The organism is Streptomyces winkii, assembly GCF_032248595.1.
GTDB classification, from domain to species: domain Bacteria; phylum Actinomycetota; class Actinomycetes; order Streptomycetales; family Streptomycetaceae; genus Streptomyces; species Streptomyces winkii.
This window is the reverse complement of record NZ_JASTTH010000004.1, coordinates 42,254-67,730: the sequence shown is the minus strand read 5'-3', so window position 1 is coordinate 67,730 and position 25,477 is coordinate 42,254. Positions and strand designations below refer to the sequence as shown.

Below are 25,477 nucleotides of genomic sequence, written 5' to 3'. Positions count from 1 at the left end.
CTCAGCGCAGCCCGTCCTGCCCCTGGACCTCGTCGGCCCGGATACCGCCGAGCCTCGCGTGTAGCCGGCCGCGTGTGGCGAAGGCGAAGATGACGACGACCTCGTCGGGGTTCGGGGTGTCGGTGAAGGTCGCCGTGATCGTGTCGTAGTGCGAGCGGACGTAGAGCGCGTCCTTGTGCGCCAGCGGGATGTCGATGGTGGTGCCGGGTGCGCCGCGCTTGCCGGTCGAGGGCACCCAGGAGGCGCCACCGCCGACCGCGTCGCGCACCGGGTCGGCGAAGACGGCGGTGAGGAAGGCGTTGCCGTGTTCGTACTCGCCGTTGGCACCGACGAGGCAGGCCTTGCCGTAACTTTCGACCGGACGGCCCGCGGCGGCTTCGGCGATGCGCCGGCCGAACTGCTCCCCGAGCTTGGGGGAGTCGGCGACGATCAGGTCGAGGTTCTCGCTGAACCGGCCGGCGTAGGGATTGTGGACTGCGGCGGCGACGACGATCTTGCGGACCGGCTCGCCGTCAGCGAGCGCTCCGGTCTCGTTGGCGAGGGTGTCCTCGGTCTGTATGAACCACTTGCGGACGTGGTAACCGGCGAAGTTGGCTTCGGGCATGGCGTGCTCCTGTTGAGAAAGAGGGGTGTCAGCCGTAGAGCGGCTCGATCTCGAAGGGCTCGCTTGGGGCTCCGTAGAGGCCGAGAATGCGCTTGCCCTCTTCGTCGTCGGTGACGGTCTCGTGGAAGAACTCCAGGCGGTTGCCGTCCGGGTCCGTGAAGTACAGGCCGAAGCCCACCTTGTGGTCGGTGGTCTTGACGACGTGCACCCCCTTGGTGAGGAGCATCCCGTAGAGCCGCCGCCAGTTGTCGAGGTCGCCGGCGACCTCCAGGCCGTAGTGCTGGAGGCCGATGCCGCCGGTGGTCGCAGCTTCCTCGGCGCGGATCAGGGCGATGTCGTGGTGCTTCTTGCCGAAGGACAGGAACACCCACTGCGGCCCGCGCGCGGTGACCTCCATGTCCAGCACGTCCTGGTACCAGGTGGCCGAGGCCTCCGGATCGCGGACGAACAGCGAGAGGTGGGTGCGGACCACCCGTGGCCGGACGGTGCGCGTCCCTTCGTCGATGAGCGGTGTCGGCGGCTCGTGCTGGTCCAGGGTGCGCTCGTCGGGATCGATGCCGATGTCATGAGGGTTGTGCGGCTTGCTGCTCATCAGTGTCCTTCCGGGGTCGGGGCGAGGGCGGGTGTCCACGCCACATCTGTGATCTCGCTGAACTCCCGCCACTCCTTGGCCCAGGTGCGGCCCGCGTCGACGGAGCGGAAGAGGTGGCCGTACTTGGTGCCGGCGAAGGCGAGTTGCGGGTCTGCGGGGTGGACGCCGAAGGCCCACACAGTGGAGTTGGCCGGCTCGTCGAGGTGTGACTCCTGCCAGGTCTGAGCAAGGTCGGTGGAGCGGAAGATCTTCGTCAGGGTGCCGGGCGTGGCATCGCCGATGCCCAGCAGGAGTTCGTTGGTGCCGGGGATCTGCTTGACCAGGCGGGTGTAGTAGATGCCCCACTCCTTGCGGGTGTCGGTGCGGTTCCAGGTCCTGCCGTCGTCCTGGCTGACGAACAACGCGTTGACGACCGCCACCACGATGGTTTTGGGCGGACCTTCGAGGACCAGGACGCAGTGGATGTCGGAGTTCGTGACGCCCTGAGGGAGGCTCGCGGGAGTGCCGTCGATGCGTGTCCAGGTGTCGCCGCGGTCGCCGCTGCGCCACAGCCCGCCTTCCTCGATGCCGAACCAGAGGTTCTTGGGGTCGTACCGGTCGACGGCGGTTGTAAGGATCCGGGGCTTGCTGACGCCCGCGCAGAACTCGGGTATCTCCGGGGGGAGTCGGTCCCAGCTCGTGCCGGCGTCGGTGGTGCGGTACACCGCGGCCCGGGAGGGTGCGCCGGTGCCGACGATGATGAAGTCGGGGTCGGTCGGGTCGACTGCCAGGGACCAGACGGTCCGGTCGTTGAACGGCGAGTCGACGCGGCGCCAGGTCGCGCCGGCGTCGTCACTGCGGGCGAGGCCCGCGTCGGCACCCGCGTAGACGACGTTCGGCTGCTCGGGGTGGACGGCGAGGCAGCGGACCACGGCGTCGAACTCGATGTCCTGCCCGAGTCCGAGGCGGTGCCAGGTTCCGCCGTCGTCGCAGCTGCGCAGGACCCCCTGGCCGGCGGTGGCGACGAGGATGGTTCCTTCCATGGATATGACTCCTGTCGGTTGTTGCGTCTGACGGCTCAGAGGAAGATGCCGCGCGTCAGGCCGCCGTCGATGCCCAGCGATTCCCCGGTGATCGCGGCCGCCCTGGGCGAGGCGAGGAAGGCGATTGCCTCGGCGATCTCGTTGGCCTCCAGGACCCGGCGGATCGGGGTTCTGGCGACGAAGTCGGCTTCGACCTGGGCCGCTGTGCTGCCGCGCTTGGTGGCTTCCTTCTCGTACAAGTCGTGGATGTGCTCCGTCTCCACGACTCCGGGGTGCACGGTGTTGACGGTGATCCCCGAGGGCCCCAGTTGGTCGGAGAGGGTCTTGGTCATGTGGACGACGGCAAGGTTGCGCAGCCCGGAGAGTGCGTGACTGGAACGCCCGGTCAGTCCGCCGATGTTGAGGATCCGGCCGTAGCCGTTCGCCTCCATGTGCGGGGCGACAGCCTGGGCGCAGCGGAAGTAGCCGACGACCTTGGTGTTGATGTCGGCCAACAGCAGTTCGGGGTCGGCCTCCCCGACGGAGTTGCGTACCAGCCCGGAAGGGGCGGCGGCGCCGTTGACGAGGATGTCGATGCGGCCGAGCTCCTCGGCCGCCGAGCGCACCATGTGCCGTACGGACTCGGTGTCGGTGGTGTCCGAGACGAGGGTGACCACGCGACTGCCGGTCTCTGCCTCGATCTCCTTCGCGGTCCGTTCCAGGGCCGGCTTCCGGCGTGCGGTGATCACCACGTTGACGCCCTCGCGGGCGAGTTCGCGGGCGACCGCCTTGCCGATGCCCAGGCTGCCGCCGGTGGCGAGGGCCACTCGGCCCGCCAGTGCGAGATCCATACGATGCTCCCGATGAACGATGTCCTTGAGTGACGCCATGTCAGCCGAGGTTGACCCAGACGCTCTTGACCTCTGTGTAGAGATCGAGCACCTTGCGGCCCATCTCGCGCCCCCAGCCGGACTGCTTGAACCCCCCGAAGGGGGAGGCCGGGTCGGTGAGGTTGAAGCAGTTGATCCAGACCGTGCCGGCCTGGAGTTCGTCGGCGATCCGATGGGCGTGGCCGAGGTCGGAGGTCCAGATCCCCGCCGAGAGTCCGAAGGGCGAGTCGTTGGCCTTGGCGACGAGGTCGTCGACGTCGCTCCAGCGCATCGCGGCGAGCACCGGCCCGAAGATCTCCTCGCGCACGATCCGCATACCGTGGTCGGCTTCCGCGAAGACCGTCGGCCGGAGGAAGTAGCCGTTCGCGTACCGGTCGTTCAGGTCGGGGCGGGCGCCCCCGGCCGCGAGGCGCGCGCCCTGCCGCCGTCCGGCTTCGATGAAGGAGCTGACCCGGTCGTGGTGCCGGGCGGAGACGAGCGGGCCCATTTCGCTGGCCGGGTCGGTGCCCGGCCCCACGACGATCTTCTCGGCCCGTGCGGCGACCGCGTCGACCACGTCGGCATAGAGCGCATCATGGACGTACAGCCGGGAGCCCGCCGTGCACACCTGCCCCTGGTTGAAGAAGATCGCCTCGGCTGCGGCCTTTGCGACCGCCTCCGGGTCGGCGTCGGGCAGCACGATGTTCGGTGACTTGCCGCCGAGTTCGAGGGAGACCTTCTTGAGATTGCCCGCGGCGGCGCCGACGACGGCGCGGCCGGTCTCGGTGGAACCGGTAAAGGCGATCTTGTCCACGTCGTCGTGGGCGGCGAGCGCTGCTCCTGCGGTAGCGCCGCGCCCGGTGACCACATTGATCACACCGTCGGGCACTCCGGCCTCGACGAGAAGCTCGGCCAGCCGCAGCGTGGACAGCGGGGTTTCTTCGGCGGGTTTCAGGACGACGGTGCAGCCTGTGGCCAGCGCGGGCGCCAGTTTCCAGCAGGCCATCGACATCGGGAAGTTCCACGGCACGATCAGGCCGACGACCCCGACCGGCTCGTGGGTGGTGTAGTTCAGCACGCGCAGGCCGCCGCGCGGCGAGACCGGGACGGTGCTGCCCTCGAACTTGCTGGGCCACCCGGCGAAGTAGCGGAAGAGCTTGACGCTGGTACCGACGTCGACGGCGCGGGCGACGGAGACGGGTTTGCCGTTGTCGCGGGACTCCAGCAGCGCGAGTTCGTCGGCGTTGGCCTCGATGATGTCGGCGATGCGGTGCAGCAGCTGTCCGCGGTCCAGGGGGCTCACGCGCCGCCATTGCGGATCCGCGAAGGCGCGGCGGGCGGCGGAGACGGCGCGGTCGATGTCGTGTTCGTCGCCGTCGGGAACCTGTGTGAGGACTCCGCCGGTGGCAGGGTCGACGGTGTCGAAAACACGCCCGGAGGACGCCGGAACCCAGTTGCCGCCGATGAGCATCGGGCGGGGCGATGAGAGGAAGTCCCGTACCTTCTCCTCGGCGGAGGCGATGACGGTGGGAGGCACGCGGGTTCCTTTCACAGGACCATCTCGATGAGCTGCGGGCCGCCGGCTGCAAGCGCCTGGCGCAGAGCGCGGGCCAGTTCGTCGCCGGTCTCCGCCCGCTGGCCCGGTACGCCGTAACCCGCGGCCAGCGCAGGCCAGTTCAAGGGGGGATCGTCCAGGCTGGTCAGAGAGGCGGAGGCAGGTCCGCCGGCGCTCCCGCCGTGGCGGTTCAACTCGGTGCGCAGGATGCCGTAACGGCGGTTGGAGGCGATGAGCGTGACGACGTCGGCCTGTTCGCGGGCCATCGTCCACAGCGCCTGGATCGTGTACTGGGCACTGCCGTCCGACTGCAGGGCGATCACCTGGCGTTCTGGGGCGGCGACCGCCGCGCCCAGCGCGGCGGGCAGGCCCTGACCGATCGCTCCGCCGGTGTTGGTCAGCGTGGTGTGCCGGGCGGCGTACGCGGAAGCGGTGAAGAAGGGGTAGCCGCAGGTGCCTCCCTCCACGGAGACGACCGCGTTCTCGGGCAGCAGGGCGGACACGATCCGGCCGATCGAGGCGGGAGCGAGCGGGCCGTCGGGAAGACCGTCCTGGATGTCCGGCTCGCGGCGGCGGGTCGAAGCGTTCGTAGCGCCGAGAGCCTCCGCCAGTTCCTCCAGCGCCCCTACGCCGTCCTCTCCCGGTTCGGCGAGTATCTGTACGGAGCCTGGCTCGGCGAGCAGGCTCGGCACGCCGGCGTAACCGAAGTACGCGACCGGCTCCTTCGCGCCGGCCAGCACCACGGACTCCGCATCGGCCAGGGCCTTGACGGCCGCCTCGGGGAAGTACGGCAGCCGGTCCAGGTCAGGCAGGCCTCCGCCGCGTTCGGCTGTGGCGGGGAAGGTTTCGCTGTACAGCTTCGCGCCGGTTGCCTCGGATATCCGTTGGGCCGCACGCTGCCCGCGTGCGGTGAGGGTCTCCGCGCCGAGCAGCAGCACGGAGCGGGAACCGTCGCGCAGCCGCTTGGCGGTCCGCTCGACGCGCCCCGTCGCGAACGGCGCCGGCGTCTGCGGCGGTGGTACGGCTGCGAGCGGTTCGGTGACCGTCGCCTGCTGGAAGTCGGCCGGGACGATCAGGGTGGCACCGCAGCAGGGTGGGGTCATTGCGGCGGCCAGGGCCTCGACGGTGACCTGGCTTGTCCGCGCAGCGGAGTCGACGGTCCCGACCCAGCCGGACACCGGAGTGGCCAGCGACACGATGTCGCTGGCCAGCGGCGCGTCGTAGGGAAGGTGCCAACTGGAGTGATCCCCGACGACGTTGAGGACGGGCGAGTTGGCCCGGCGCGCGTTGTGGAGGTTGGCGATTCCATTGGCGAAGCCCGGACCCAGGTGCAGCAGGGTCATGGCGGGCTTGCCCGCGAGCCGTGCGTATCCGTCCGCGGCTCCCGTGCACACTCCCTCGAACAGTCCGAGGACGGGACGCAGGGCGGAGACCTCGTCCAATGCCGTCACCAGCGGCATCTCCGTGGTGCCGGGGTTGGCGAAGCAGACCTCGACACCTGCGGCGGCGGCCGTCTCGACCAGCGCCCGTGCCCCGGTCACTCCGGCAACACGCTCTGTCATGGGCGGGACTCCTCTCGTGGATCGCCCGGAATCTTCGCTGCGTGCACTTAGCGCACTCTCTAATGCGAATAGTGCACTCAGCTTGGATGTGCGGAGCCCGTCACGTCAAGGGGCCACATCGCCGATTACTGCTGCGGCTAGACTCGCGGCATGAGCAGGAGTGCACAGAACGCAACGGTCGAGGGCGATTCGGAGGCGGCTGAAGCCGTGAAACGTCCCAGTCAGCCGGCCGCGCAGACACTCATCCGCGGCCTGGCGGTCCTGCGTGCGGTGGCGCAGCGTCCGCAGGGGCTGACGGCGACCGAGATCGCGATCCAGACCGGGCTGCACCGAACCGTGGTCCATCGCCTCGTCAACACGCTCACGGCGGAGGGCTTCGTCGCCAAGGACGCCACGGGGTACTACCGTCCCGGGCGCGAACTGCACAGTCTCGCGAACATGTCACAGCCCACGCTCGTGGAATTCGTCCAGCCCCATCTGCAGGGGCTGGCGGACGACCACGGGGGGACGGCCGTGGTCTTCGTGGCTGAGCGGGACAACGTCGTCGCAGTGGCGACGGCCGTGCCGGCACAGGGCGATTACCACCTCGCCTACCGCAAGGGCAGCCGCCAGCCTCTGGACCGGGGAGCGGCGCCCGATGCCATCCTGGCTGGGCGACCCGCCACCGCTGAGGACTCCGCAGCGGTACGGGAGGTCAGGCGCCGAGGTTGGGCCGTCAGCCACGGGCAGGTGGAGCCGGGGGCGCACGCCGTCGCCGCACCGCTGGCCCGGGACGGCGACGTGCTGGATGCCTGCGTCACGTTCATCTCTCACCGCCGGGACCGCGTCGAGGCGGCTACACACGACGTCCTGGTGGTGGCGGAGGCGACCCGCGCATTTTGTCTCGGAGCGAAGTGATGCCGCTGTCAGACGGTTCGTGACTGCTCGCGCGAGAAGACAGCGACCGGATCGCGGCCGTCCACGTTCCACGGCCAGTCGGTGACCGTTCCGTCCAGCGTGGTGAACACGGCGGCTGCCTCGCTCCTGCGTTCGGCCGCGCAGAGGGCGTAGGCCAGGAGATTGAGGTCCGCCTGAGCTGCGGCATGGTGCAGAAAGCCCGGCTGGGGCCAGGTTGCGGCGGCCTGGTCGAGGGCCTTGGCCACTTGGGGGTGCTTCCAGAGGTCGCGGGCCATGAGGGCTTCGACACCGCCCCGGGCCACGACGCTCTGGTAGTTGAGCGCGGCCGCCGTCAGCTCCAGCGCGGCCGTCGGAGCGTCGGCAGGGGCGCGGGCGAGCACGAAGTCGACGAAGTCGAGGACATCGACGCGCGATCCCCCTTCCTCGGGTGAGAGGTAGCCGAGCAGCTGCAGATGCGCCTCGCGGTTCCAGGGGTCGCGGGCCTGCGCCTCGTGCCAGACCGCGAGCAGGCTGCCGCGCTCGTAGCGCTGCAGTCGTGCCACGCCGAGGACGATCACCCAGGGAGTCGGGTCCTCGGTGCTCAACTCGGCCGCGTGATAACAGGACTTGACCAGGCTGACCGCGTCGCTCAGGCCGCCGGACCGTCGCCCCCGAGTCAGAAGCGCCCAGGCGCTGAGGAGCAGCGCGTCGGGATTGTCCGGCTCGCGGGCGGCCCACGCGGACGGCACACCGGAGGCGGCCGTAGCCTCCGCCAGCACCGACAGCCGGTACGTACGACGGTCCCAGTCCGTCCCGGCCTGCTTCAACAGGTCGGCCATGCGCGCCATATGGAGGTCCGCCATGCCGATCATGCCCGCCCTGGGCACTTCCGACAGGGACTTCACAAAGCGGCCCAGCTCCGCGTCATCGAGTGCGGGAGCAAGACGCGGCTTGCGACGGCCGGAGAAGAGAACCATGGTGCGGGAGAGTACGAGACGTCGGACACATCGCCAACACCGGCGAATCAGCGCATAAGCAACGCCGTCGCTGCCAGGCCGCCCGGCCTCAGTTCCGGTCGCCCCCAGCCAGGGCCCGTCGGCGGAAGTCCCGTGGCGTCTCTCCGTACGCCGTCTTGAACACCCGGCTGAAGTGCCGGCAGTCGAGCAGTCCCCAGCGTGCGGCCACCATGCTGATCGGCTGGTCGGCCGTTGCCGCACTCGACAGATCGCGGGCGCAGCGTTCCAGACGCCGCGTGCGGATCCAGCCGGCGACAGTCGAATCGTCGGCGGCGAACAGCTTGAACAGGTAACGGCGTGAGATGCCGTGCGCCTCGGCGATCGAGTCCGGCGTGAGATCCGGATCCGAGAGCCTTTGCTCGATGTAGGTGCGGATGCGCAGCATCATCGCATCCTGCGGAGCGGCCGGCGCGGACAGAGCCAGCTGCTCCGTGACCAGACTGGTGACCAGGGAGACGGTTCCGTCCATCAAGCTCCTGGCGGCCGGCCCCGTACAGTCACGGGCCTGCTCGCCCAGCGACTTCAGGAACGGAGCCACGACCGCCCCGACTCCGGCGTCGGCAGTGATCCGCCGGGCCGTGAGGCCGCGCAGGGCCTCGGGGCGCACCGGCAGCATCGGACGTGGCATCAGCATCAGTACCGTGCTGAAATCGGTCGTGTAGGTGAAGGAGTACGGACGCGAGGTGTCACAGATCGCGATGTCCCCAGGGCCCAGTGCGCTGCACACCCCGTCCTGTTCGATCGCCGAAGTGCCCGCCACCTGGAGCACGACCTTGTAGAAGTCCTCTTCGTACTGGGCGACCAGCCGCTCCGTGCGACGGACACGCAGCGGCCCCGCGCTGACGGAGCTCAGCTGGAGCAGGCCGATGTCACCGCTGGCGGCCCGTCCGTGGAAGGGGATCCGCGAGGCCGGCCGTGTGTCCAGACCGGCGAAGACCTTGGACATCTCCGATGTCCAGTGATCGAAGCGCTCCGTCCGGGCGACGGAGTTGGTGGTCACGATCGTTCGCATGGTGTGCTCACCTCCCGGAAGTCTCTCGCACACATAGCTCGCACGCGTTCACTGCGGGCTCCCTGGATATTTCCCTGCGCTGCCCACGCGGGAAGGCGCCGGCGGACATCGGGTGTGCATGCATTGGCGAGAACGGGTGCACCCCGCAACACTCCGGCTGCCCGGCGTAGACGCACAGTACTGCACACCGGACACCAGGTTGGAAAGACTGATTCCCCTGCGGCGGTCGAAGGGGATGGTCCGTGCCCTGTGCTCGCGCACCACGATGGCTTCCCCTGCCTTCCTGGTCCTCAGTGAGCGGTTTTCTCCACGTCGCCGTACCTCCCAGGGAGTTTCCGTGACTCAGCAGCCCTCGCCCCCGAACCACCGCACTCACCTCCGGCAAGGAGCCGTGGGCGTGGCCGGGATCCTTTTCTTCGTCCTGTCTGCGCAGGCTCCCCTCACGGGTGTCGCCGGAACCCTTCCCATCCCCCTCGGCCTCGGCAACGGGGGTGGTGTGCCGGCTGTGTACCTGGCGGTCGGCGTCATGATCGGCCTGTTCTCGGTCGGGTTCATAGCCATGAGCCGCCATGTGACCGATGCCGGCGCCTTCTACGCCTACGTCTCACGGGGATTGGGCAAACCGCTCGGCGTCGGCGCCTCCCAGGCTGCGGTGCTCTGTTACAGCGCGACCCAGGCAGGCATGTACGGGCTATACGGCGTGGTCGTGCAGGGCCTTTTCCAGAAGTACGCCTCGATCGACCTGCCCTGGTGGGTGTGGACAGTGGGGACCATCTGCCTTGTTCAGGCGCTCGGCTCGCTGAACATCGAATTCGGTGCACGGCTGCTGGCCGTCCTCGTGGTGGCAGAGACTTCGCTGCTCGTGGCGTTCGCGATCCACGAGGTGCTGTCGGGTGGCGGCCCGCAGGGACTGGACGTCGCGGGTTCCTTCTCTCCCTCGGCCTTCTTCTCCGGAGCGCCGGGTGTCGCGCTGACCTTCGCGATCGCCTGCGTCATCGGATTCGAATCCACCGCGATCTACGCGGCGGAGGCGAAGGACCCTGCCCGCACCGTGCCCCGGGCCACCTATCTCTCCGTCGCCGTGATTTCGATCTTCTTCGCCTTCGTGTCCTGGATGTTCGTCAGCTACTACGGCCCGGACAACGTGCAGGACGTCGCAAGGAACGCGCTGGAGAGCGGTAGCGCAACGTCAGTGGTCTTCGACGCGGTGACCGCCACACTGGGCTCCTGGGCCACCGGCACCATGCAGATCCTGCTCGCCACCTCGCTGATCGCGGGCGTGCTGGCCTTCCACAACGGCATCAACCGCTACTTCCACTCCCTCGGCTCCACCGGCGTCCTGCCCGCCTGGCTGTCCCGCACGAACCGCCAGGGCGCCCCGTATACGTCGAGCCTGGTCCAGACGCTCGTGACGCTCGCCATGGTCGTCCCGTTCGCGATAGCCGGAGCGGACCCGGTGATCACCTTGCTGACCTGGGGCGGCGGGGTGGGTGTGCTCGCGTTGATGCTTCTGTACCTGCTGACCTCGCTCTCGATCGTCGTGTTCTTCCGCAGGACCCGCCTCGACACCCGGCGCTGGAACACGCTGATCGCACCGCTGCTGTCCATGGCCCTGCTCCTCGGCGCCACCGTGCTGGCACTGAACAACTTCACGACACTCATCTCCGCGTCCGGCACCACCGCAGTGGTCCTGGAGTTGACCGTGGTCGCCGTGTTCACCGCCGGTGTCGCGCTCGGTTACGCACGTAACCGTGGGGCCGGGGCCGACCCTGCGGACCCGGCCCCACGAGACGCCACGCACGACGTACCGGCCTCAGCCTGACCGGCTCCTCCCAGGACCACAAGGAACAAGAACGATATGAGTCGCAAAACGGATGTTCTCGTCGTCGGCGCCGGCTTTGCCGGCCTCGTCGCAGCACGCGAGCTGACTCGCAGCGGACGCAAGGTGGTGGTCCTCGAAGGCCGCGACCGCATCGGCGGCCGGACCTGGACCGACAGCCGACTCGGCCAGGAGCTGGAATTGGGCGGCGCCTGGGTGCACCCCCTGCAGCCGCACGTCTGGGCCGAATTGACCCGCTACGGTCTCGGAGTCGTTCCCAGTCCGGATGCCCGGCGATTCCTCGTGGCCGCCCCGGCGGGCATTCGGGAGCTCACCCCCGACACGGCACTCGAGCTCCTCGAACAGGGCCTTGGCGGACTGGTCGCCGAGGCGAGGGAAGCCCTCCCCTATGCCTTCGACCCGCTGTTCGCGCGGGACCTCGTCACCGAACTCGACCTGACCAGCGTCGCCGACCGCCTCGAGGTGCTGCGCCTCGGCGAAGACGCTCGCATGATCATCGAGGCGTTCTGCGCCACCGGCTTCCAAGCTCGTCCGGAGGACGTGAGCCTCGCGCACGTCGCGCGCCTGATGGCCCTGGCCCAGTGGGACGCGGCAACCGACCTGGAGGCCGCCGCCACCTTCAAGATCCAGGGCGGCACGCGGGCCCTCGCCGAGGCGATCGCCACGGACGGGACGGCGACCATCGAGCTCGACACCGAAGTCGTGGAGGTGACGTCACACGACGAGGGCGCCACGGCACGCACCGCCACCGGCGAGGTGTACCAGGCCAAGGCCGTGATCGTGACCGTCCCGCTCAACGCACTGCCGGGCATCACCTTCCGGCCCGAGCTGCCCAAGCCCAAACGGGCCGCGGTCGAGCAGGGGCAACCCTCTCGCGGCATCAAGTTGTGGGCGCGGATCCGGGGACCGGTGGAGCCGTTCACCGGCTTCGCCTCGCCGACCGTCTCTCCGCTGTCCGTCGCACAGTATGAGTACGAGGTGGAAGGCGACAGCGTTCTCGTCCTGTTCGGCGACGACGCTTCGCGCATAGGACCGGAGGACCGCGAGGCCGTTCAGGCCGTGGTCCGCCGCTGGCTGCCGGATGCCGAAGTGATCGCGGTCGACGGTCACGACTGGACCAACGACCGCTTCTCCCGGGGCACTTGGGCCAACCTGCGGCCGGGGCAGCTCACGGGTGTGATCCCCGAACTCCAGCAGCCGGAGGGCCCGGTGCACTTCGCGGGCAGCGACTACGCCACCGCGTGGCTCGGGTACATCGACGGCGCGATCGAGAGCGCGCTGGTCACTGCGGCCCGGATCCGCACAGACGTGACGGGTCGCCGTACGGCGGACTAGAGGACCGGCGGCACGCCTCCGGGGCTCTGGGCTGCTCCATACCCCGGGGCCAGGATCCGTTTCTTCTGGCGGGCCGCGGATTCACCAACCCGTGCACCTGGTGTCACCTGTCCATGCACGGGATCCCGTGGAACGGCAGAAGGCCTGTGCAAGCGTCTGGACCTGGACCACCGTCGTCCTTTTTCCTCTACGAACGTAGAAAAACGCGTCCCCAAGTGCATCCCCGGAGGAACGCCATGACCGCCACAGCTCACCCTCTCGACCGACTGACCGGCGAGGAGATCATCCGCATCCGTTCGGTGCTGGACCGAGCCGGTCTGTTGCGGGACACCTCACGGTTCGTCTACGTGGGCCTCGAAGAGCCCACAAAGCACGAGTTGCTCACCGCCTCGGAGCGGCCCGCCCTCGACCGCCGGGCCAGGGTGCTCCTGCACGACACCGCCGGTGCGCCGGGCCAGGACCTCGTCGTCTCCCTGACCCGGCGGAACGTCGTCAGCAACAGGACCCTGGACCCCGTCGCGGACGGCCAACTCCCCATCCTGGAAGAGGAGATCGCCGCCGTCGAAGAGGTGCTCGCCCAGGACGAGGAGTGGCTCGCCGCGCTGAAGAGCCGCGGTCTCGACGTGGCGCAGGTCCGCGTCGCCCCGCTGTCCGCCGGCGTCTACGCCGACGAGTACCCCGAGGAGACAGGCCGCCGGATCCTGCGCGGCCTGGCCTTCGTCCAGGAACACGACCGCGACCATGCCTGGGCCCACCCCGTCGACGGCCTGGTCGCCTACGTCGACATAGCTGCCCGTACGGTCCACCGGATCGTCGACCTCGGTCCCGTCCCGGTCCCGGCCGGGTCCGGCAACTTCGACGACCCCGCGGTTACCGGCCCCGCCCGGACCACCCAGAGGCCCATCGAGATCACCCAACCCGAAGGCCCCAGCTTCGCTCTGGACGGCGACCTCCTCACCTGGGAGAACTGGTCGCTGCGCATCGGCTTCGACGCCCGCGAGGGCCTCGTACTGCACCAACTGGCCTTCCACAACCGGGACAAGGGCCGCGAGGTCCCGATCATCCATCGCGCCTCGATCGCCGAGATGGTCGTGCCCTATGCCGACCCGTCCCCGGTCCGCTCCTGGCAGAACTACTTCGACACCGGCGAATACCTGCTCGGCCGGTCGACCAACGCCCTGGAACTGGGCTGCGACTGTCTGGGCGACATCACTTACCTCGACGCGGTCATCGCCGACGAGTCGGGCCGTCCATGGACCCTGCCCAACGCCATCTGCCTGCACGAAGAGGACTACGGCATCCTCTGGAAGCACAGCGACCTGTGGACGGGCTCGCACGAGACCCGCCGCCAACGCCGCATGGTCCTCTCGTTCTTCACCACCATCGGCAACTACGACTACGGCTTCTACTGGTACCTCTACCTCGACGGCACCATCGAGTTCGAGGCCAAGGCCACCGGCGTCGTCTTCACCTCCGCCCATCCAGGCGGCGACCACCCCTACTCTGCCGAGATCGCCCCCGGCCTCGGCGCCCCGTACCACCAGCATCTGTTCTGCGCCCGCCTGGACATGGCGCTCGACGGCACGACGAACCGGGTCGAGGAAGTCGACGCCGTACGAGTTCCGATGGGCCCCGGCAACCCCCGTGGCAACGCCTTCACATACCGGCACACGCCGCTGACCCGGGAGAGCGAGGCCCAGCGCTCTGCCGACATGACCGTCGACCGGGTCTGGCACATCACCAACCCCGTCTCGCTCAACGCGCTGGGCAAACCGGTCGGTTACGTGCTCCACCCGGAGGGCAAGCCGACCCTGCTCGCCGACCCGGGCTCCTCCATAGCCGCCCGCGCCGCCTTCGCCACCAAGCACCTGTGGGTCACGGCCTACGACCCCGCCGAGCGCTACCCGGCAGGCGACTTCGTCAACCAGCATCGGGGCGGTGCCGGACCGCCCGCATACGCGGCGGCCGACCGGGACATCGACGGGCAGTCGCTGGTCGTCTGGCACACCTTCGGCCTCACCCACGCACCCCGGCCGGAGGACTGGCCGATCATGCCGGTCGACTACACGGGATTCAAGCTGAAGCCGGTCGGCTTCTTCGACCGCAATCCGACGCTGGACGTCCCCCCGAACTCGCCCGCGTCGCACGGCGGCTGCGACAGCAAGTGCCATGAGTGAACTGCTTCCGGCGGCCGGCCTGGCGGGGGCGGTTCTCTGCCTGGCCGGTCACCTGCCCGGGCCGGTTCACAGGTGGGGCCCGCAACTGCTGGCAATGGGCGGCATGGCGCTGATGGCCGGCGGCAAGGTGTCTCCCGGCACCTGCGCAGCCGGGGCCGCATGCCTGTGGAGCGTCGTCCGGGCCTGTGCCGCCCGCCGAGGCTGGACCCGGTCGGTCGACCTCGCCGCGATGACACTGCTCATGACCCTCATGAGCGGTGACATCACCTCCGGCGGCTCGCATACGCACACGGCCGCGGCGGCGGGTGACCCAGCGGGCGCGGCGGCCGTGCTGACCGTCATTGTCTGGGTCACCGCCAGAGCAGGAGGGATCATGTTCCGGCGGTTGTCGGGCACTTCATCCACTGCGGAGGCGATTGCCTCGCCGGTACGCAGGGCCCGGGCGTACCGGGAGTCAGGGGCCGTACTCATGATCGTCAGCATGGCCGCCATGCTCGTCTGATCCTTCTGCGACGGCGATGAGGAGAACCACCGGATGCCGAAGATCGTCGACCACGACGAACGCCGGCGGCTGATCATCGAGTCGGTCTGGGCGCTGATCAGCCGCCGCGGCCTGGCCGCCGTGACCATGCGGGAGTTGGCGGCCGAGGCCGGTTTCGCCAACGGCGGGCTCGCGCCGTACTTCCGCGACAAGGACGAGATACTGCTGGCCGCCTTCCAGTACGCGTGCGCCGCCACCGAGCGCCGTCTCGCGCCCGTCGTCGCCGAATCCGGCGGGCTGGCCGCCCTGCGTGGCCTCTGCCACGAACTGATGCCGCTGGACGACACCCGGCTGCTCGAAGCGCGGGTCGTGATCGCGTTCTGCGACCGTGCCCTGTACGACCCGGGCATGTCGTCGGCCTACCAGGCCACAACCGCCCGTTGGCGGACGCTGATGCACAGTTGCCTCGCACAGGCCAGGCTCCTCGGCGAGGTGACGACTTCCGGCCCCGACGAGCGCATCGTCGAGACTCTGGTCGCCGTCGTCCTGGGCTTCCAGGCCAACGCGGTGCTCACACCGGCAGCCACCACGCCCGAACGACAGCTGGAGGTTCTGGAAGGGCTGCTGGACTCGTACGTCTGAACAGAAGAGCAGACGGATCGGAGGGGCTTCGACCGTGGCGACGGACGAAGCCCCTCCCCGCGGCGCGGGGGCGTCAGCAGTAGACCGACTGGATGTGCAGGTACGACTCCAGCCCCTCGGGGCCGAGTTCGGTGCCGAGGCCACTCGCCTTGACACCGCCGAAGGGAGCGACCGGGTCGGGCAGGTAGCGGTTCACCCCGATCGTTCCGGTGCTCACACGGCGGGCGACGGCCGCGCCTCGTTCGGGATCCGAGGTCCACACGGTCCCGCCGAGGCCGTAGTCCGAGTCGTTGGCGATCCGGACGGCGTCGTCGACATCGTCGTACGGCAGCACGCAGAGCACCGGCCCGAAGATCTCCTCCTGCGCGACGACGAATCCGTTGTCGACGTCTGCGAAGACCGTGGGCTCGACGAACCAGCCCTTGTCCAGGCCGACGGGGCGCCCGCCGCCAGTGGTGACGCGGCCCCCTTCGCTGCGTCCCTTCGCGATGTGGCCCTCCACCCGCTCCCGCTGATGTGCGGTGGCCAGCGGCCCGATGAGCGTGTTCTCGTCCATCGCATCGCCCACGGGCAGGGTGCGGGCGAGCTCGGTGACGAGGTCCACGACCTCGGCGTAGCGGCTTCGCGGTGCCAGGATGCGGGTGCTGAGGAAGCAGGTCTGGCCGTTGTTGGTGAGGGTCGCGCGGACCAAGTCCTCCCCGATCGTCCCCGGGTCCAGTTCGGCATCGTCCAGGATGATGCCCGCGGACTTGCCGCCGAGTTCCAGAGTCACCGGGCGCAGCAGCCGCCCGCAGGTCTCGGCGACGGCCCGGCCGGCCGGCGTGGAGCCGGTGAAGGCGACCTTGTCCACGCCGGGGTGGGCCACGAGATGTGCGCCTGCCTCCCGGCCGCCCGGCACAACGTTGAGCACTCCGGCTGGAACACCCGCTGCCTCTGCCGCCTCGGCGACCAGGAACGAGTCGAACACGGCTTCCGGGGACGGCTTGAGGACAACCGTGCAACCCGCCGCCATCGCGGGCGCGATCTTGAACATGGACAGGACCTGCGGATAGTTCCACGGCACGATCGCCGCGACGACGCCCGCTGGGACGCGGCGCACTTCGACCGAGCCCCCGAGCAGCCCCCTGCGGACCTCGGAGAAGTCCGATGTGCGAGCCAGCCCGGCGTAATAGCGCAGCACCTCGGTCGGATATCCGGCCTCCAGTTGCCGGGACATGCTGATCGGCATGCCGTTCTGAAGGCTGACGAACTCGGCGATACGGCCGGCACGCGCCTCGATCTCCGTGGCGAAGCGTTCCATCACCTCGGCCCGGTGCCCTGGCTCCCAACCGGCCCAGCCACCGCGCTCGTCGAAGGCCCGGCGCGCCGCGTCGACCGCGGCATCGACATCCGCCTCGAGCGCCTTCGGCACGCTGCCCAGTGCCACCTCGGTGCTCGGGTTGACGGGAGTGATGACGTGGCTGGTGGAGGCGCCCACCCACTCCCCGCTGATGTAGAAGTGCTCGTAACGACATTCCTGACGGTCCATCAGTACTCTCCTGCGATCCGGTGCACGCCCGGGTACGGCGCTCTGCTCGACCTTCGCCGGGCGCATCGCCCGCCGGGTGCCCTTCGGTGCACGGGCAGCCACCAGGGAATGCATGGGATCCAGGTACCGGTTCCGGCAGATCACATCACTGGCGGTCTGCCGGCCTGATGCTGCGGTACGGGACGGCCGCCGCAAGCGTGGGGGAGTGTTGACAGGCCCGACCCGGAGCGGTCGGCCCCAGGCCCTCATCCCGGAGTTACGGATGCGCCGCCGATTCGGTCCGTCGCAGGCGTGCGAACTGGGCGGGCAGCCTTGCCGATCCTGCCCCAGGACGACGCGATCGAGCCTCCCACACCGCCTTCGCACGGGGACCGGAGATCGGCACAACCATTCGCTCACCAGCACTCACCGTTCGGCTGTCCGACGAGGACAGTCGCCAAGCCGCTGCCGATTCGGGGTCAATCCGCAGTGCTGTACCTGCCGGCCGGGGCGCTGGTCGACCGCTGGCGCCGCGGCGGCCGTACTCGGCGATGCCATGCATTTTCTGGTGGCTGCCTGTGCACTTTCTGGCGACCCACGGTCGGCGTCGTACGTGACGGTTGGCGAGGTAGTCCCGCACCCGGGGCCGCCCCAGGCACCGGCCAGTCCACACATCCTGCCTTCCCAAGGGGAAACGCATGCCCGTCAAGGCTGACGTCGCCCATCGCAACGCCCGCATCCACACCCTCGATCCTGCCCGGCCACTGGCCTCGGTCCTGCTCGTCGCTGACGGCACCCTCGCCGCGATCGGCGGCGAGGAGTTGCTCGAACAGGTCGAAGGCGCCCCCGAGATCGTCGACCACGGCGGCTCGATCCTGATGCCCGGCCTGGCCGACGTCCACAACCATCACATGATCGCCGGCCGGGCTGATCTCTACGAGCTGCAACTCGATGCCAGCGCCGATCTCTCCGTGCTTCTCGATGCCATCCAGGACTGGTCAGCCGACCTCGCACCCGACGCCTGGGTCGTCGGCGGTGGCTGGGGCATCGGATTGATCCCGGAGCTGTCCGACCTGAAGGCCCTCCGCGCCCTGGACGAGGCCGCGGGAGGGCGCCCCGTGCTACTCCGCGACGACAGCTGCCACAACCGCTGGGCCAGCTCGGCCGCACTTGCGCTCGCCGGAATCGACGCCGCCTTCCCCGATCCCCCCGGCGGCACCATCGTCCGCGACCCCGCCACCCGTGCACCGGTCGGCCTGCTCTTCGAATCCGCTGTCATTCCCCTCGAGCACGCCTACATCGCCTCGGCCCCCACCACCGTGGGACAAGACGCTGCGGCATGCCGACGGGGCATCGAGATCCTGCACACGTTCGGGGTCACCGCTTTCCAGGACGCTGCCGCCTCCGTCCAGATGCTGGCAGCGCTCAAGCATCTCGACGACACCGGCCGACTCGACGCCTGGGTCGTGACCTCACTTCAGATCAACGACCATGTCCTCGGTACCACCCCGATCGGGCAGGAACTGATCGACCGACGTGAGACCTACCGCAGTCCCCACCACAGACCCGACTTCGTCAAGGTCTTCCTCGATGGCGTCCCGCCCGCAAAGACCGCGTCGTTCCTCGAGTCCTACCTGCCCGACGACGTGCACGGCACCGAATGGCGCGGCAAGACCATGATGAGCCTGGCAGATCTCACCGGATGGCTCCTGCGCGTCGCCGAACAGGGGCTCGCTGCGAAGATCCACAGCACTGGCGACAGAGCGGTACGCATGAGCCTGGACGCCATCGAAGCTGTCCGTGCGGCAGGGCACGCCGAGACCCGGTTCCAGATCGCTCACGGCCAGTACATCGCAGAGGAAGACCAGCCCCGCCTCGCCGAACTCGACGTCATCGCGGACATATCACCGCCGCTGTGGTACCCCGGCCCGATCCACCAGGCTCTCTGCAACTGCCTCCCTCGTGATCGCGCCGAGCGGATCCATCCCAACCGGAATCTCCTCGACGCCGGTGTCCTCGTCGCCGGTGGCTCGGACTGGCCGGTCGTGCCCGCCCCGAACCCCTGGCACGGCATACAGGGCTTGGTGACCCGCGCCCACCCGACCGGGACCTTCCCGGGGCACGTCTGGCCGGAACAGGCGATCACCCTCCACGAGGCCGTATACGCATACACCCTCGGCGCAGCCCGGGCGATGGGCACCGACGACGTCACGGGTTCGCTCGAAACAGGTAAGTCCGCGGAGTTCGTCGTCCTCGACCGAGATCCGTTCACCGTCCCCGTCGAACAGGTGGGCCGCACCACTGTGATGCAGACCTGGTTCGCTGGACGCAAGGTCTACGACCGCCTGCCTGCCGCTTGATCGTTCATCGCAGCAACCGGCCTGGCCCCGGGCATCTACAGCAAGGACCCGCTCCGGACGGGCCCGCAGGGGCACTGCAAGTGCGCATTCCTAGTGCACTGCCCCCGAACTCCTTGCGCCATAGGAGATTCCTTCAACCGCGCAGGACGATCCCTTCGCCGGCAGGCCGGATTGCGTTCTCTGCATCGTGTGCCTCATAGGTACCGGAGGGAAATCCTGCTCAGGTCAGCTCCTGGCTGAGGGCTTTCTCTTTCGCTGACGACAATTCGATAAGGAGCCGTCCATGACCACGAACGACCCAACTTCCGCCCGGCTTACCAGCAGGGGCCGCCTTGCCTTCGCCAGCGGCGTCGGCTCCGCCGTCGAATTCTACGACTTCGCGATCTACGGAACGGCCACCGCGCTCGTCTTCACTGACACGTTCTTCCGTACGGGCAATGCATGGTTGAGCACTTTTATGGGTCTTGCCACGTTCGGCATAGGTTTTCTCATGGGACCGATCGGCGCGGTGCTCTTCGGCTGGGTGGGGGACCGCTACGGTCGGCGGCGCGCGCTGATGCTCACCTTCATGGGAATGGGAGCAGCCACGGTGCTGATGGGGCTCCTGCCGACGTACGCACTGATCGGCGTCGCGGCTCCGATCCTGCTCGTGATGCTCCGGCTCATTCACGGACTCACTGCGGCAGGTGAGATCGGAGGTGCGGCGGTGCTGGCGATCGAGCACGCCCCTGCGGAAAAGCGTGCGCGGTACGGCGTATTCGTTGCGCTCGGCGCTCCCGTCGGTACGATCCTGGCGAATATCGCGTTCGCACTCGTGCTCTTGGCGCCCGCCGAGAGCGTCCAGAACTGGGTCTGGCGGCTGCCTTTCCTGTTCGGTGGAGTTGTGCTGCTGATCGGCCTCTGGCTTCGGAAGGGCGTGGCAGAGAGCCCGGTGTTCCAGGAGATGATGCGCGAAAAGAAGGGCCTGCTTCAGAAGCAGGCCCCACTGTTGCAGGTCTTCCGTGTCAATTGGCGTCGGGTACTCCTCGGCGCAGGCGTGAGCATCGGGATCAACTCCATGGCGTTCGTCATGTCCATCTACATGCTTTCGTACGCCACCGCGCCTGCGCCCGAGGGTCTCAGTCTGCCCCGCCAGCCGATCGTCATCGGGAGCATCGCCGCGCTGCTGTTGCACGCCGCGGCGAACGTCCTCTCCGCGTTCCTGTCCGACCGGATCGGTCGCCGCCCGGTGATGATCGGTGGCGCGGTCGCCTCGATTGCCGGCGCCCTGTTCATCTTCCACCTCGCCGCGCACGGCACACTGGCTTCCGTGAACGCCGCGATGGCGATCGGCTTCACCGCAACCGGTCTGCTCTTCGGCCCGTTGTACACCTACTTCACCGAACTCTTCCCACCCGAGCAGCGACAGACGGGCCTGGGCGTCGCATTCCACGCCGGCGCGGTGCTCGGTGGGGGCATGGCACCCATGATCGCCAACCGGATCGTGGCCACCACCGGCCAGGCGGCGAATATCGGCTACTACCTCGCCGGGATTCTCCTCGTTTCGCTGATGTGCCTGATCGTTCTGCCGGAAACGGCACCTGCGCGGACGCGCCGGGCATCGACCGGACCTTCGGCGCCGGTCACCTCGATCGACGGAGCGCCCAGGGTATGACCGGCTGGCGATCGGTACTGGACGGATTTCGCTCGCCATCCCCATTTCGGCGGCGGCATGTGCGATCGGACGACTCCGGCATCGCTCAACCAGTCGTCAGCGGCCTTCGGGTACAGCGGAGCCCGTGGTGAGGCACGTCGGCGGCTAATTTCCGGCGCGGAGTGCTTGGTCGAGATCGCTCCACAGGTCGTCAACGTCCTCAAGGCCGACCGAGACGCGCAGAAGCCGGGGCGAGACGCCGGCCCCGTCGCGGGAACCGGGGTCCATCACGTGGTGGCTGAGCGAGACCGGGTGCTGGATGAGGCTGTCGACGCTGCCCAGGCTGACCGCTGGGGTGAGGAGCCGGACTGCGCCGATGACGGTGTGCGGGTCGGCGTGGGTCTCGAAGGAGACCATCGCGCCTCCGCTGCTCATTTGGCCGCGGGGTCGGGCGGCACCCTCAAGCCCCGGGTAGTGGACCCTGCTTACGGCCGGGTGGTCCGCCAATCGGCCTGCGATCTCAGCGGCGTTGGCCGACGCGGCTCGCACTCGCACTTCCAGCGTCGAGAGCCCGCGCAGGAGTTGGTAGCCCGCGAACGGATGCAGGACTCCTCCGGTCATGAACCGTACGCGCCGCAGTGCCTGCACGAATGTCTCGTCTCCAGCCACGATTCCGCCCATCGCGTCGCCATGGCCGCCGAGGTACTTCGTCGCACTATGCAGCACGATCGCCGCCCCCAGCGTCAGCGGCCGCTGAAGTGCCGGTGTCGCGAAGGTGTTGTCCACCAGTAGCGGCACCGGCGCCACGGTGTCGGCCAGCGACTGGATGTCGACCTCGCAGAGCGTCGGATTGGCCGGTGTCTCCACCATGACGAGACCGGTCTCGGGGCGCACCGCCGCTGCGACCTCCTCCACGGACGCCCACGTCACGGAAGTGCCAAGCAGTCCGGAGGTGAGCAGGACATCGCTCGTCCCGTACAGCGGACGTACGCCGACGACGTGCGGGCGCCCAGAGGCGACTTGCGCGATCAGAACCGCGGAGAGCGCCGCCATACCGCTGGCGAAAGCGGCCGCTGCCTGCGCGCCCTCCAAATCGGCCAGTGCGGCTTCGAACCGAGCAACAGTCGGGTTGCCGAGCCGGCCGTAGACGGGGAGACCGCCGTCAGCGGCACCGGTGCCGAGGATATCCAGGCGGCCGGCCTCGCCGGCGCTGTCGCGACTCGGATAAGTGGTGGACAGGTCGAGCGGAGGCACATGCAGGCCGACGTCGACGAGGTCGTCACGGCCCGCGTGAAGTGCGCGGGTGGTCCAGGAAGTCATGGAGCAAGCGTGGCTGTACGTTCGCGAACAGCGGTCTGTGGCTGTTCTAGATTCGGTCCATGAGCGAAAGTGTGGCTTTGGATTCGATAGACGCAGCGATCGTGCGTGAGTTGCAGAACGACGGTCGTCTGGCCAACAAGGTGCTGGCAGGGCGGGTCGGGGTCGCACCCTCAACCTGCCTGGCCCGGACCCAGCGTCTGCAGCGGGTCGGCGTAATCTCCGGCTTCCATGCGAAGGTCAGTCCGCAGGCTGTCGGCCGTGGAGTCGAGGCGGTGCTGGCGGTGCAGTTCGTCGCCCACTCCCGGCCTCTCGTGGACCCATTCGTCGCCTGGGCACAGGCTCTGCCCGAAACCCGCAGCCTCCAGCACGTCACCGGGCCCGATGACTTCCTCGTCCAGGTGGCCTGCGCGGACACCGCCGACCTGCAGCAGCTGGTACTCGCTTTCACCGCCCGACAGGAGGTCGGCCGACTGCAGACCTACCTCGTTTTCGCGTCGTGGGAGGGAGGCCCAGTCCTCGCGCCACAGGGCGCACACCGGGAACAGAGTGGCCCTTGACCGTGGGCAAGCCCCCCACGACCCGAGCGATCTGGCCAAGAGCCCTGTCGTCAGCGTCCTGCCCCGCGACAGCCAGGTGACGCCGCCCGGCGTGAGGGTCCAGGTGGGGTTTGGTACCCGGCCTGGCCCTTCGTCCCTGAGCGGTTTGCCTCGTTGGGGGGTTCCGCTGCGTCAGCTGCTCACGCCACGGTCGAGCTCCCAAAGCTGAAGCAGCGCCGAGGAGTTGAGTGCCCTCCACGCCTGTGATGTCGTCGTGGGCCGCGACGCACTGCTTGCCTGCGGAGCGGAAGCACCGGGACGTCGCCGGCAACGATGTTCTGGGCGCGCGCAGCTCTTCTTGGCGTCCGCGCGGTTGGGCTCGCGCCGGGTCCGCGGTATCAGTTCGTCCCGGATCTCCTTGTTGGAGTGAGGGGAGTTCAGGACGTTGTTCCGCCCCAGCACTGCATCTGCGGATCGTGCGCTGACGCTGGAGGAGGCACAGAAAAAGCCCGTTGACCTGGAGATTCTCTCTCCGTCAGCGGGCTTCACCGTGTTGTCGGGACGGCGGGATTCGAACCCACGCCAGGACGACACAAGCCCTCGAACCAAGCGGCACCCTTGCTGTCGGCCCGTGCCACATCACGCGGAAGCGCGGGAGTCAACGGCCAACTCACAGCACAGAGTTCCGTCTCCGGTCTCGCCCGTATCGCCTTCCGCTCGCCCTTGTCGTCGTGGGCAGGTGGTCGACGGTGAAGAAGCTGGGCATGTGGGCTGACGGGCCCGGGCGAAGGTCCGGCCGCCGTTTCGCGAGGAGAGAGATGCGGCAGCGCGGTCTGCTCCGGGTATGAGGTCCCGCACGCGCCCTGTACGACCTCGCTTGCTCGTGAAAGGGGTTCCGAAATGAACGAATCAGCCGGACCTTCGACCGGTTCCCGGGGATCCGCCGCCGCGGCCCCCGTGCGCCGCGGCCGCGGCAGACACGTGGCGCTGTGGGTGCTCCAGGCGGTGCTCGGGCTGTTCTTCGTGGCGGGCAGCGCCGTTCCCAAGCTGACGGGCGCCTCGGCCGCGGTCGACTCCTTCGAGCAGATCGGCCTCGGCATGTGGTTCATGTACGTCGTCGGTCTGCTGGAGCTCGCGGGCGGTCTGGCACTGCTCACCCCCTGGCTGCCGGGTCTGTCCGCCCTCTGTCTCATCGCGCTGCTGATCGGCGCGTTCACCACGCAAATGACCGTCTTCGACGGCAAGGACGCCGCCTTCCCGCTGATCGTGATCGTCCCGCTCGCCGTGGTCGCGTGGGGCCGGCGGGACACCCTGGCGGATCTGCCCCGGCTGCTGAAACGCTGAGGCGCTGAGGCGCTTCTCCGACCGCCCGCCCGGTCTGCTTCCGGCGACGGGGCCCGCTCGGCTGGGTGTCGCAACTCAGCGCAGTGCGGGTCCCGTCGGAGGGAGGCCGGCGGCGCTCCTCGGCGCACGAGAGGCGTGAACCGGGGCCCGGCCCTGCGCCGCCGGGGTCAGCCGCGGTTCTGGTGGCTCGCCTCGGCCTGCCCGGCCTGCCTGCCGATCTCCCTTGCCGCCTGCTGCACCTGCTGCACGGTCGGCGGCTGGAGCGTCCCGTGCACCGGCCCCACGGCCGTGAGCGCCGCGAGCACCCTGCCGTCCGGCTGCACCACGGGCGCGCAGACCCCGCGCATCTGCCTGCTCGTCAGTACGACCACGTCGTCCGTGCGCTCTTCCCCGCCGTCGTCGGGGGCGAACGGGGAACCGTCCGGGCCGCATTCGCGGCAGGGAGACAGCCCACCGGTGTCGCCGGCAGCCGCTCCGGAGACGGCTGCGTCGACGGGGGAGGGCGCGGACTTCGACAGCACCTTGGTGACGGCCGCCGTGCAGACGGCCCGGCGCTCGCGCACGGTGGACGCGTTGGGCGTGCGCGTCGGCCCGCGCACCGTGTCGATCTGCACCACTTCGCTGCCGTCCAGCACACACAGATAGACGCTCGCTCCCGTGGCCGACTGGAGCCTGTCCAGGACCGGCCGGGAGATGCTGCGCAGGTTCCTCGGCCCCGGAGCGCGCAGCCCGAGCACGTACAACTGCGCCCCCAGGCGCAGCCCTTGCGGGCCGCGCTCGACCATCCCGGCACGGGCCAGCTCGCCGGCGAGCCGTTTCACCGTCGGCTTCGGCAGCGAGGTGCGGCGCGCGATCTCCGGCAGCGGCACCCAGTTCTCGCCGGGCTGGAAGGAGTTGAGAAGACGGAGTCCGTGACCCAGGACCGCCGGGCCGGTGCCGGTCTCCTCCTCCGCGCACACGGGGCGCGAGCGGCCCACCGCGGTGCGGGGAGTGTGCATCTGCATCAGCACCTCGCAAGTGAACGGAGAACGGCCGTCTGAATGCCGGTCACGTGCCGCTGGTAATGCTCAGAATGCACGCGACTTGGCCGGGATAATAGGCAGGAGCATTGCCGCTGTGTCAATCAAGGCCCGCCTGAACGGTGTTGGGCGGCAAAAGAGAGGTGTGGACCACTCGACTTCCGCCCCTTCGTGGTGATTACGAAGGTCTTCGCAG

The 25,477-nt window shown here is 68.9% G+C and carries 21 protein-coding genes; 10 read left to right on the top strand and 11 right to left on the bottom strand.

Features of this window, described 5'->3' with window-relative positions; translation table 11 throughout:
• Position 1: 1 nt before the first annotated feature.
• Genes QQM67_RS12435 through QQM67_RS12410 form a run of 6 tightly spaced genes read right to left on the bottom strand, consistent with a single transcriptional unit; the run spans position 2 to position 6,183 of the window.
• On the bottom strand, positions 2-604 hold the full coding sequence (locus QQM67_RS12435; protein ID WP_314173827.1) for an amino acid synthesis family protein: 603 nt from the start codon (positions 602-604) through the stop codon (positions 2-4).
• Positions 605-632: 28 nt separating this feature from the next.
• Positions 633-1,196: a VOC family protein gene (locus QQM67_RS12430; protein WP_314173826.1), complete on the bottom strand. Its 564-nt coding sequence runs from the start codon at positions 1,194-1,196 to the stop codon at positions 633-635.
• A complete protein-coding gene (locus tag QQM67_RS12425) occupies positions 1,196-2,218 on the bottom strand; it encodes a WD40/YVTN/BNR-like repeat-containing protein (RefSeq protein WP_314173825.1) in 1,023 nt (340 codons plus the stop codon). Before QQM67_RS12425 ends, QQM67_RS12430 begins: the two co-directional genes overlap by 1 nt.
• Positions 2,219-2,253: 35 nt before the next feature.
• The gene (locus QQM67_RS12420; protein WP_314173824.1) at positions 2,254-3,048 is read right to left on the bottom strand and encodes an SDR family NAD(P)-dependent oxidoreductase; all 795 of its coding nucleotides are present in this window, start codon (positions 3,046-3,048) and stop codon (positions 2,254-2,256) included.
• A 40-nt stretch (positions 3,049-3,088) separates the two neighbouring features.
• Complete coding sequence (locus tag QQM67_RS12415) at positions 3,089-4,603, bottom strand: aldehyde dehydrogenase family protein (protein WP_314173823.1); 1,515 nt, start codon at positions 4,601-4,603, stop codon at positions 3,089-3,091.
• 11 nt (positions 4,604-4,614) lie between these two features.
• On the bottom strand, positions 4,615-6,183 hold the full coding sequence (locus QQM67_RS12410; protein WP_314173822.1) for an acetolactate synthase large subunit: 1,569 nt from the start codon (positions 6,181-6,183) through the stop codon (positions 4,615-4,617).
• A 150-nt stretch (positions 6,184-6,333) separates the two neighbouring features.
• Here QQM67_RS12410 and QQM67_RS12405 point away from each other — a divergent pair, with 150 nt between their 5' ends.
• Entirely contained in the window at positions 6,334-7,080 is a 747-nt protein-coding gene (locus QQM67_RS12405; protein WP_314173821.1) for an IclR family transcriptional regulator, read from the top strand.
• A gap of 8 nt (positions 7,081-7,088) precedes the next feature.
• On the opposite strand, the gene QQM67_RS12400 is transcribed toward QQM67_RS12405, so the two are convergent.
• Both QQM67_RS12400 and QQM67_RS12395 read right to left on the bottom strand, forming a co-directional pair.
• Positions 7,089-8,036 carry a hypothetical protein gene (locus tag QQM67_RS12400; protein ID WP_314173820.1) on the bottom strand — a complete coding sequence of 316 codons (948 nt, stop codon included), beginning with the start codon at positions 8,034-8,036 and terminating at the stop codon, positions 7,089-7,091.
• An 88-nt stretch (positions 8,037-8,124) separates the two neighbouring features.
• A complete protein-coding gene (locus tag QQM67_RS12395) occupies positions 8,125-9,087 on the bottom strand; it encodes an AraC-like ligand-binding domain-containing protein (RefSeq protein ID WP_314173819.1) in 963 nt (320 codons plus the stop codon).
• A 397-nt stretch (positions 9,088-9,484) separates the two neighbouring features.
• Here QQM67_RS12395 and QQM67_RS12390 point away from each other — a divergent pair, with 397 nt between their 5' ends.
• The 5 genes from QQM67_RS12390 to QQM67_RS12370 all read left to right on the top strand — a co-directional run bounded on the left by QQM67_RS12390 (position 9,485) and on the right by QQM67_RS12370 (position 15,562).
• On the top strand, positions 9,485-10,909 hold the full coding sequence (locus tag QQM67_RS12390; protein ID WP_314173818.1) for an APC family permease: 1,425 nt from the start codon (positions 9,485-9,487) through the stop codon (positions 10,907-10,909).
• 36 nt (positions 10,910-10,945) lie between these two features.
• A complete protein-coding gene (locus tag QQM67_RS12385; protein WP_314173817.1) occupies positions 10,946-12,262 on the top strand; it encodes a flavin monoamine oxidase family protein in 1,317 nt (438 codons plus the stop codon).
• Positions 12,263-12,498: 236 nt separating this feature from the next.
• On the top strand, positions 12,499-14,439 hold the full coding sequence (locus QQM67_RS12380; protein ID WP_314173816.1) for a primary-amine oxidase: 1,941 nt from the start codon (positions 12,499-12,501) through the stop codon (positions 14,437-14,439).
• Positions 14,432-14,941, top strand: coding sequence for a hypothetical protein (locus QQM67_RS12375; protein WP_314173815.1), 510 nt, complete (start codon positions 14,432-14,434; stop codon positions 14,939-14,941). Before QQM67_RS12380 ends, QQM67_RS12375 begins: the two co-directional genes overlap by 8 nt.
• Before the next feature lie 33 nt (positions 14,942-14,974).
• A complete protein-coding gene (locus QQM67_RS12370; RefSeq protein WP_314173814.1) occupies positions 14,975-15,562 on the top strand; it encodes a TetR/AcrR family transcriptional regulator in 588 nt (195 codons plus the stop codon).
• A gap of 73 nt (positions 15,563-15,635) precedes the next feature.
• Here the strand turns inward: QQM67_RS12370 and QQM67_RS12365 are convergent, their stop codons facing one another.
• Entirely contained in the window at positions 15,636-17,090 is a 1,455-nt protein-coding gene (locus QQM67_RS12365; RefSeq protein ID WP_314173813.1) for an aldehyde dehydrogenase, read from the bottom strand.
• 677 nt (positions 17,091-17,767) lie between these two features.
• On the opposite strand from QQM67_RS12365, the gene QQM67_RS12360 reads away from it, so the two are divergent.
• Both QQM67_RS12360 and QQM67_RS12355 read left to right on the top strand, forming a co-directional pair.
• Entirely contained in the window at positions 17,768-19,429 is a 1,662-nt protein-coding gene (locus QQM67_RS12360) for an amidohydrolase (protein WP_314173812.1), read from the top strand.
• Positions 19,430-19,712: 283 nt separating this feature from the next.
• Entirely contained in the window at positions 19,713-21,083 is a 1,371-nt protein-coding gene (locus tag QQM67_RS12355; protein WP_314173811.1) for an MFS transporter, read from the top strand.
• 144 nt (positions 21,084-21,227) lie between these two features.
• Here QQM67_RS12355 and QQM67_RS12350 read toward each other — a convergent pair whose 3' ends face one another.
• Complete coding sequence (locus tag QQM67_RS12350; RefSeq protein WP_314173810.1) at positions 21,228-22,382, bottom strand: trans-sulfuration enzyme family protein; 1,155 nt, start codon at positions 22,380-22,382, stop codon at positions 21,228-21,230.
• Between the two features lie 59 nt (positions 22,383-22,441).
• Between QQM67_RS12350 and QQM67_RS12345 the strand changes: the two genes are divergently transcribed.
• Complete coding sequence (locus tag QQM67_RS12345; RefSeq protein WP_314173809.1) at positions 22,442-22,939, top strand: Lrp/AsnC family transcriptional regulator; 498 nt, start codon at positions 22,442-22,444, stop codon at positions 22,937-22,939.
• An 879-nt stretch (positions 22,940-23,818) separates the two neighbouring features.
• Positions 23,819-24,262, top strand: coding sequence for a DoxX family protein (locus QQM67_RS12340; RefSeq protein ID WP_314173808.1), 444 nt, complete (start codon positions 23,819-23,821; stop codon positions 24,260-24,262).
• 167 nt (positions 24,263-24,429) lie between these two features.
• Here QQM67_RS12340 and QQM67_RS12335 read toward each other — a convergent pair whose 3' ends face one another.
• Entirely contained in the window at positions 24,430-25,266 is an 837-nt protein-coding gene (locus QQM67_RS12335) for an IclR family transcriptional regulator (RefSeq protein WP_314173807.1), read from the bottom strand.
• Between the last annotated feature and the right edge of the window lie 211 nt (positions 25,267-25,477).

What these genes read in the sequence shown, in the direction of transcription:
- QQM67_RS12405 (WP_314173821.1), top strand. Translation starts at nt 6,334, where the DNA reads ATGAGCAGGAGTGCACAGAACGCAACGGTCGAGGGCGATTCGGAGGCG.
- QQM67_RS12375 (WP_314173815.1), top strand. Translation starts at nt 14,432, where the DNA reads ATGAGTGAACTGCTTCCGGCGGCCGGCCTGGCGGGGGCGGTTCTCTGC.
- QQM67_RS12340 (WP_314173808.1), top strand. Translation starts at nt 23,819, where the DNA reads ATGAACGAATCAGCCGGACCTTCGACCGGTTCCCGGGGATCCGCCGCC.
- QQM67_RS12335 (WP_314173807.1), bottom strand. Translation starts at nt 25,266, where the DNA reads ATGCAGATGCACACTCCCCGCACCGCGGTGGGCCGCTCGCGCCCCGTG.
- QQM67_RS12355 (WP_314173811.1), top strand. Translation starts at nt 19,713, where the DNA reads ATGACCACGAACGACCCAACTTCCGCCCGGCTTACCAGCAGGGGCCGC.
- QQM67_RS12365 (WP_314173813.1), bottom strand. Translation starts at nt 17,090, where the DNA reads ATGGACCGTCAGGAATGTCGTTACGAGCACTTCTACATCAGCGGGGAG.
- QQM67_RS12425 (WP_314173825.1), bottom strand. Translation starts at nt 2,218, where the DNA reads ATGGAAGGAACCATCCTCGTCGCCACCGCCGGCCAGGGGGTCCTGCGC.
- QQM67_RS12345 (WP_314173809.1), top strand. Translation starts at nt 22,442, where the DNA reads ATGAGCGAAAGTGTGGCTTTGGATTCGATAGACGCAGCGATCGTGCGT.
- QQM67_RS12395 (WP_314173819.1), bottom strand. Translation starts at nt 9,087, where the DNA reads ATGCGAACGATCGTGACCACCAACTCCGTCGCCCGGACGGAGCGCTTC.
- QQM67_RS12430 (WP_314173826.1), bottom strand. Translation starts at nt 1,196, where the DNA reads ATGAGCAGCAAGCCGCACAACCCTCATGACATCGGCATCGATCCCGAC.
- QQM67_RS12350 (WP_314173810.1), bottom strand. Translation starts at nt 22,382, where the DNA reads ATGACTTCCTGGACCACCCGCGCACTTCACGCGGGCCGTGACGACCTC.
- QQM67_RS12360 (WP_314173812.1), top strand. Translation starts at nt 17,768, where the DNA reads ATGCCCGTCAAGGCTGACGTCGCCCATCGCAACGCCCGCATCCACACC.
- QQM67_RS12380 (WP_314173816.1), top strand. Translation starts at nt 12,499, where the DNA reads ATGACCGCCACAGCTCACCCTCTCGACCGACTGACCGGCGAGGAGATC.
- QQM67_RS12420 (WP_314173824.1), bottom strand. Translation starts at nt 3,048, where the DNA reads ATGGATCTCGCACTGGCGGGCCGAGTGGCCCTCGCCACCGGCGGCAGC.
- QQM67_RS12385 (WP_314173817.1), top strand. Translation starts at nt 10,946, where the DNA reads ATGAGTCGCAAAACGGATGTTCTCGTCGTCGGCGCCGGCTTTGCCGGC.
- QQM67_RS12370 (WP_314173814.1), top strand. Translation starts at nt 14,975, where the DNA reads ATGCCGAAGATCGTCGACCACGACGAACGCCGGCGGCTGATCATCGAG.
- QQM67_RS12400 (WP_314173820.1), bottom strand. Translation starts at nt 8,036, where the DNA reads ATGGTTCTCTTCTCCGGCCGTCGCAAGCCGCGTCTTGCTCCCGCACTC.
- QQM67_RS12435 (WP_314173827.1), bottom strand. Translation starts at nt 604, where the DNA reads ATGCCCGAAGCCAACTTCGCCGGTTACCACGTCCGCAAGTGGTTCATA.
- QQM67_RS12410 (WP_314173822.1), bottom strand. Translation starts at nt 6,183, where the DNA reads ATGACAGAGCGTGTTGCCGGAGTGACCGGGGCACGGGCGCTGGTCGAG.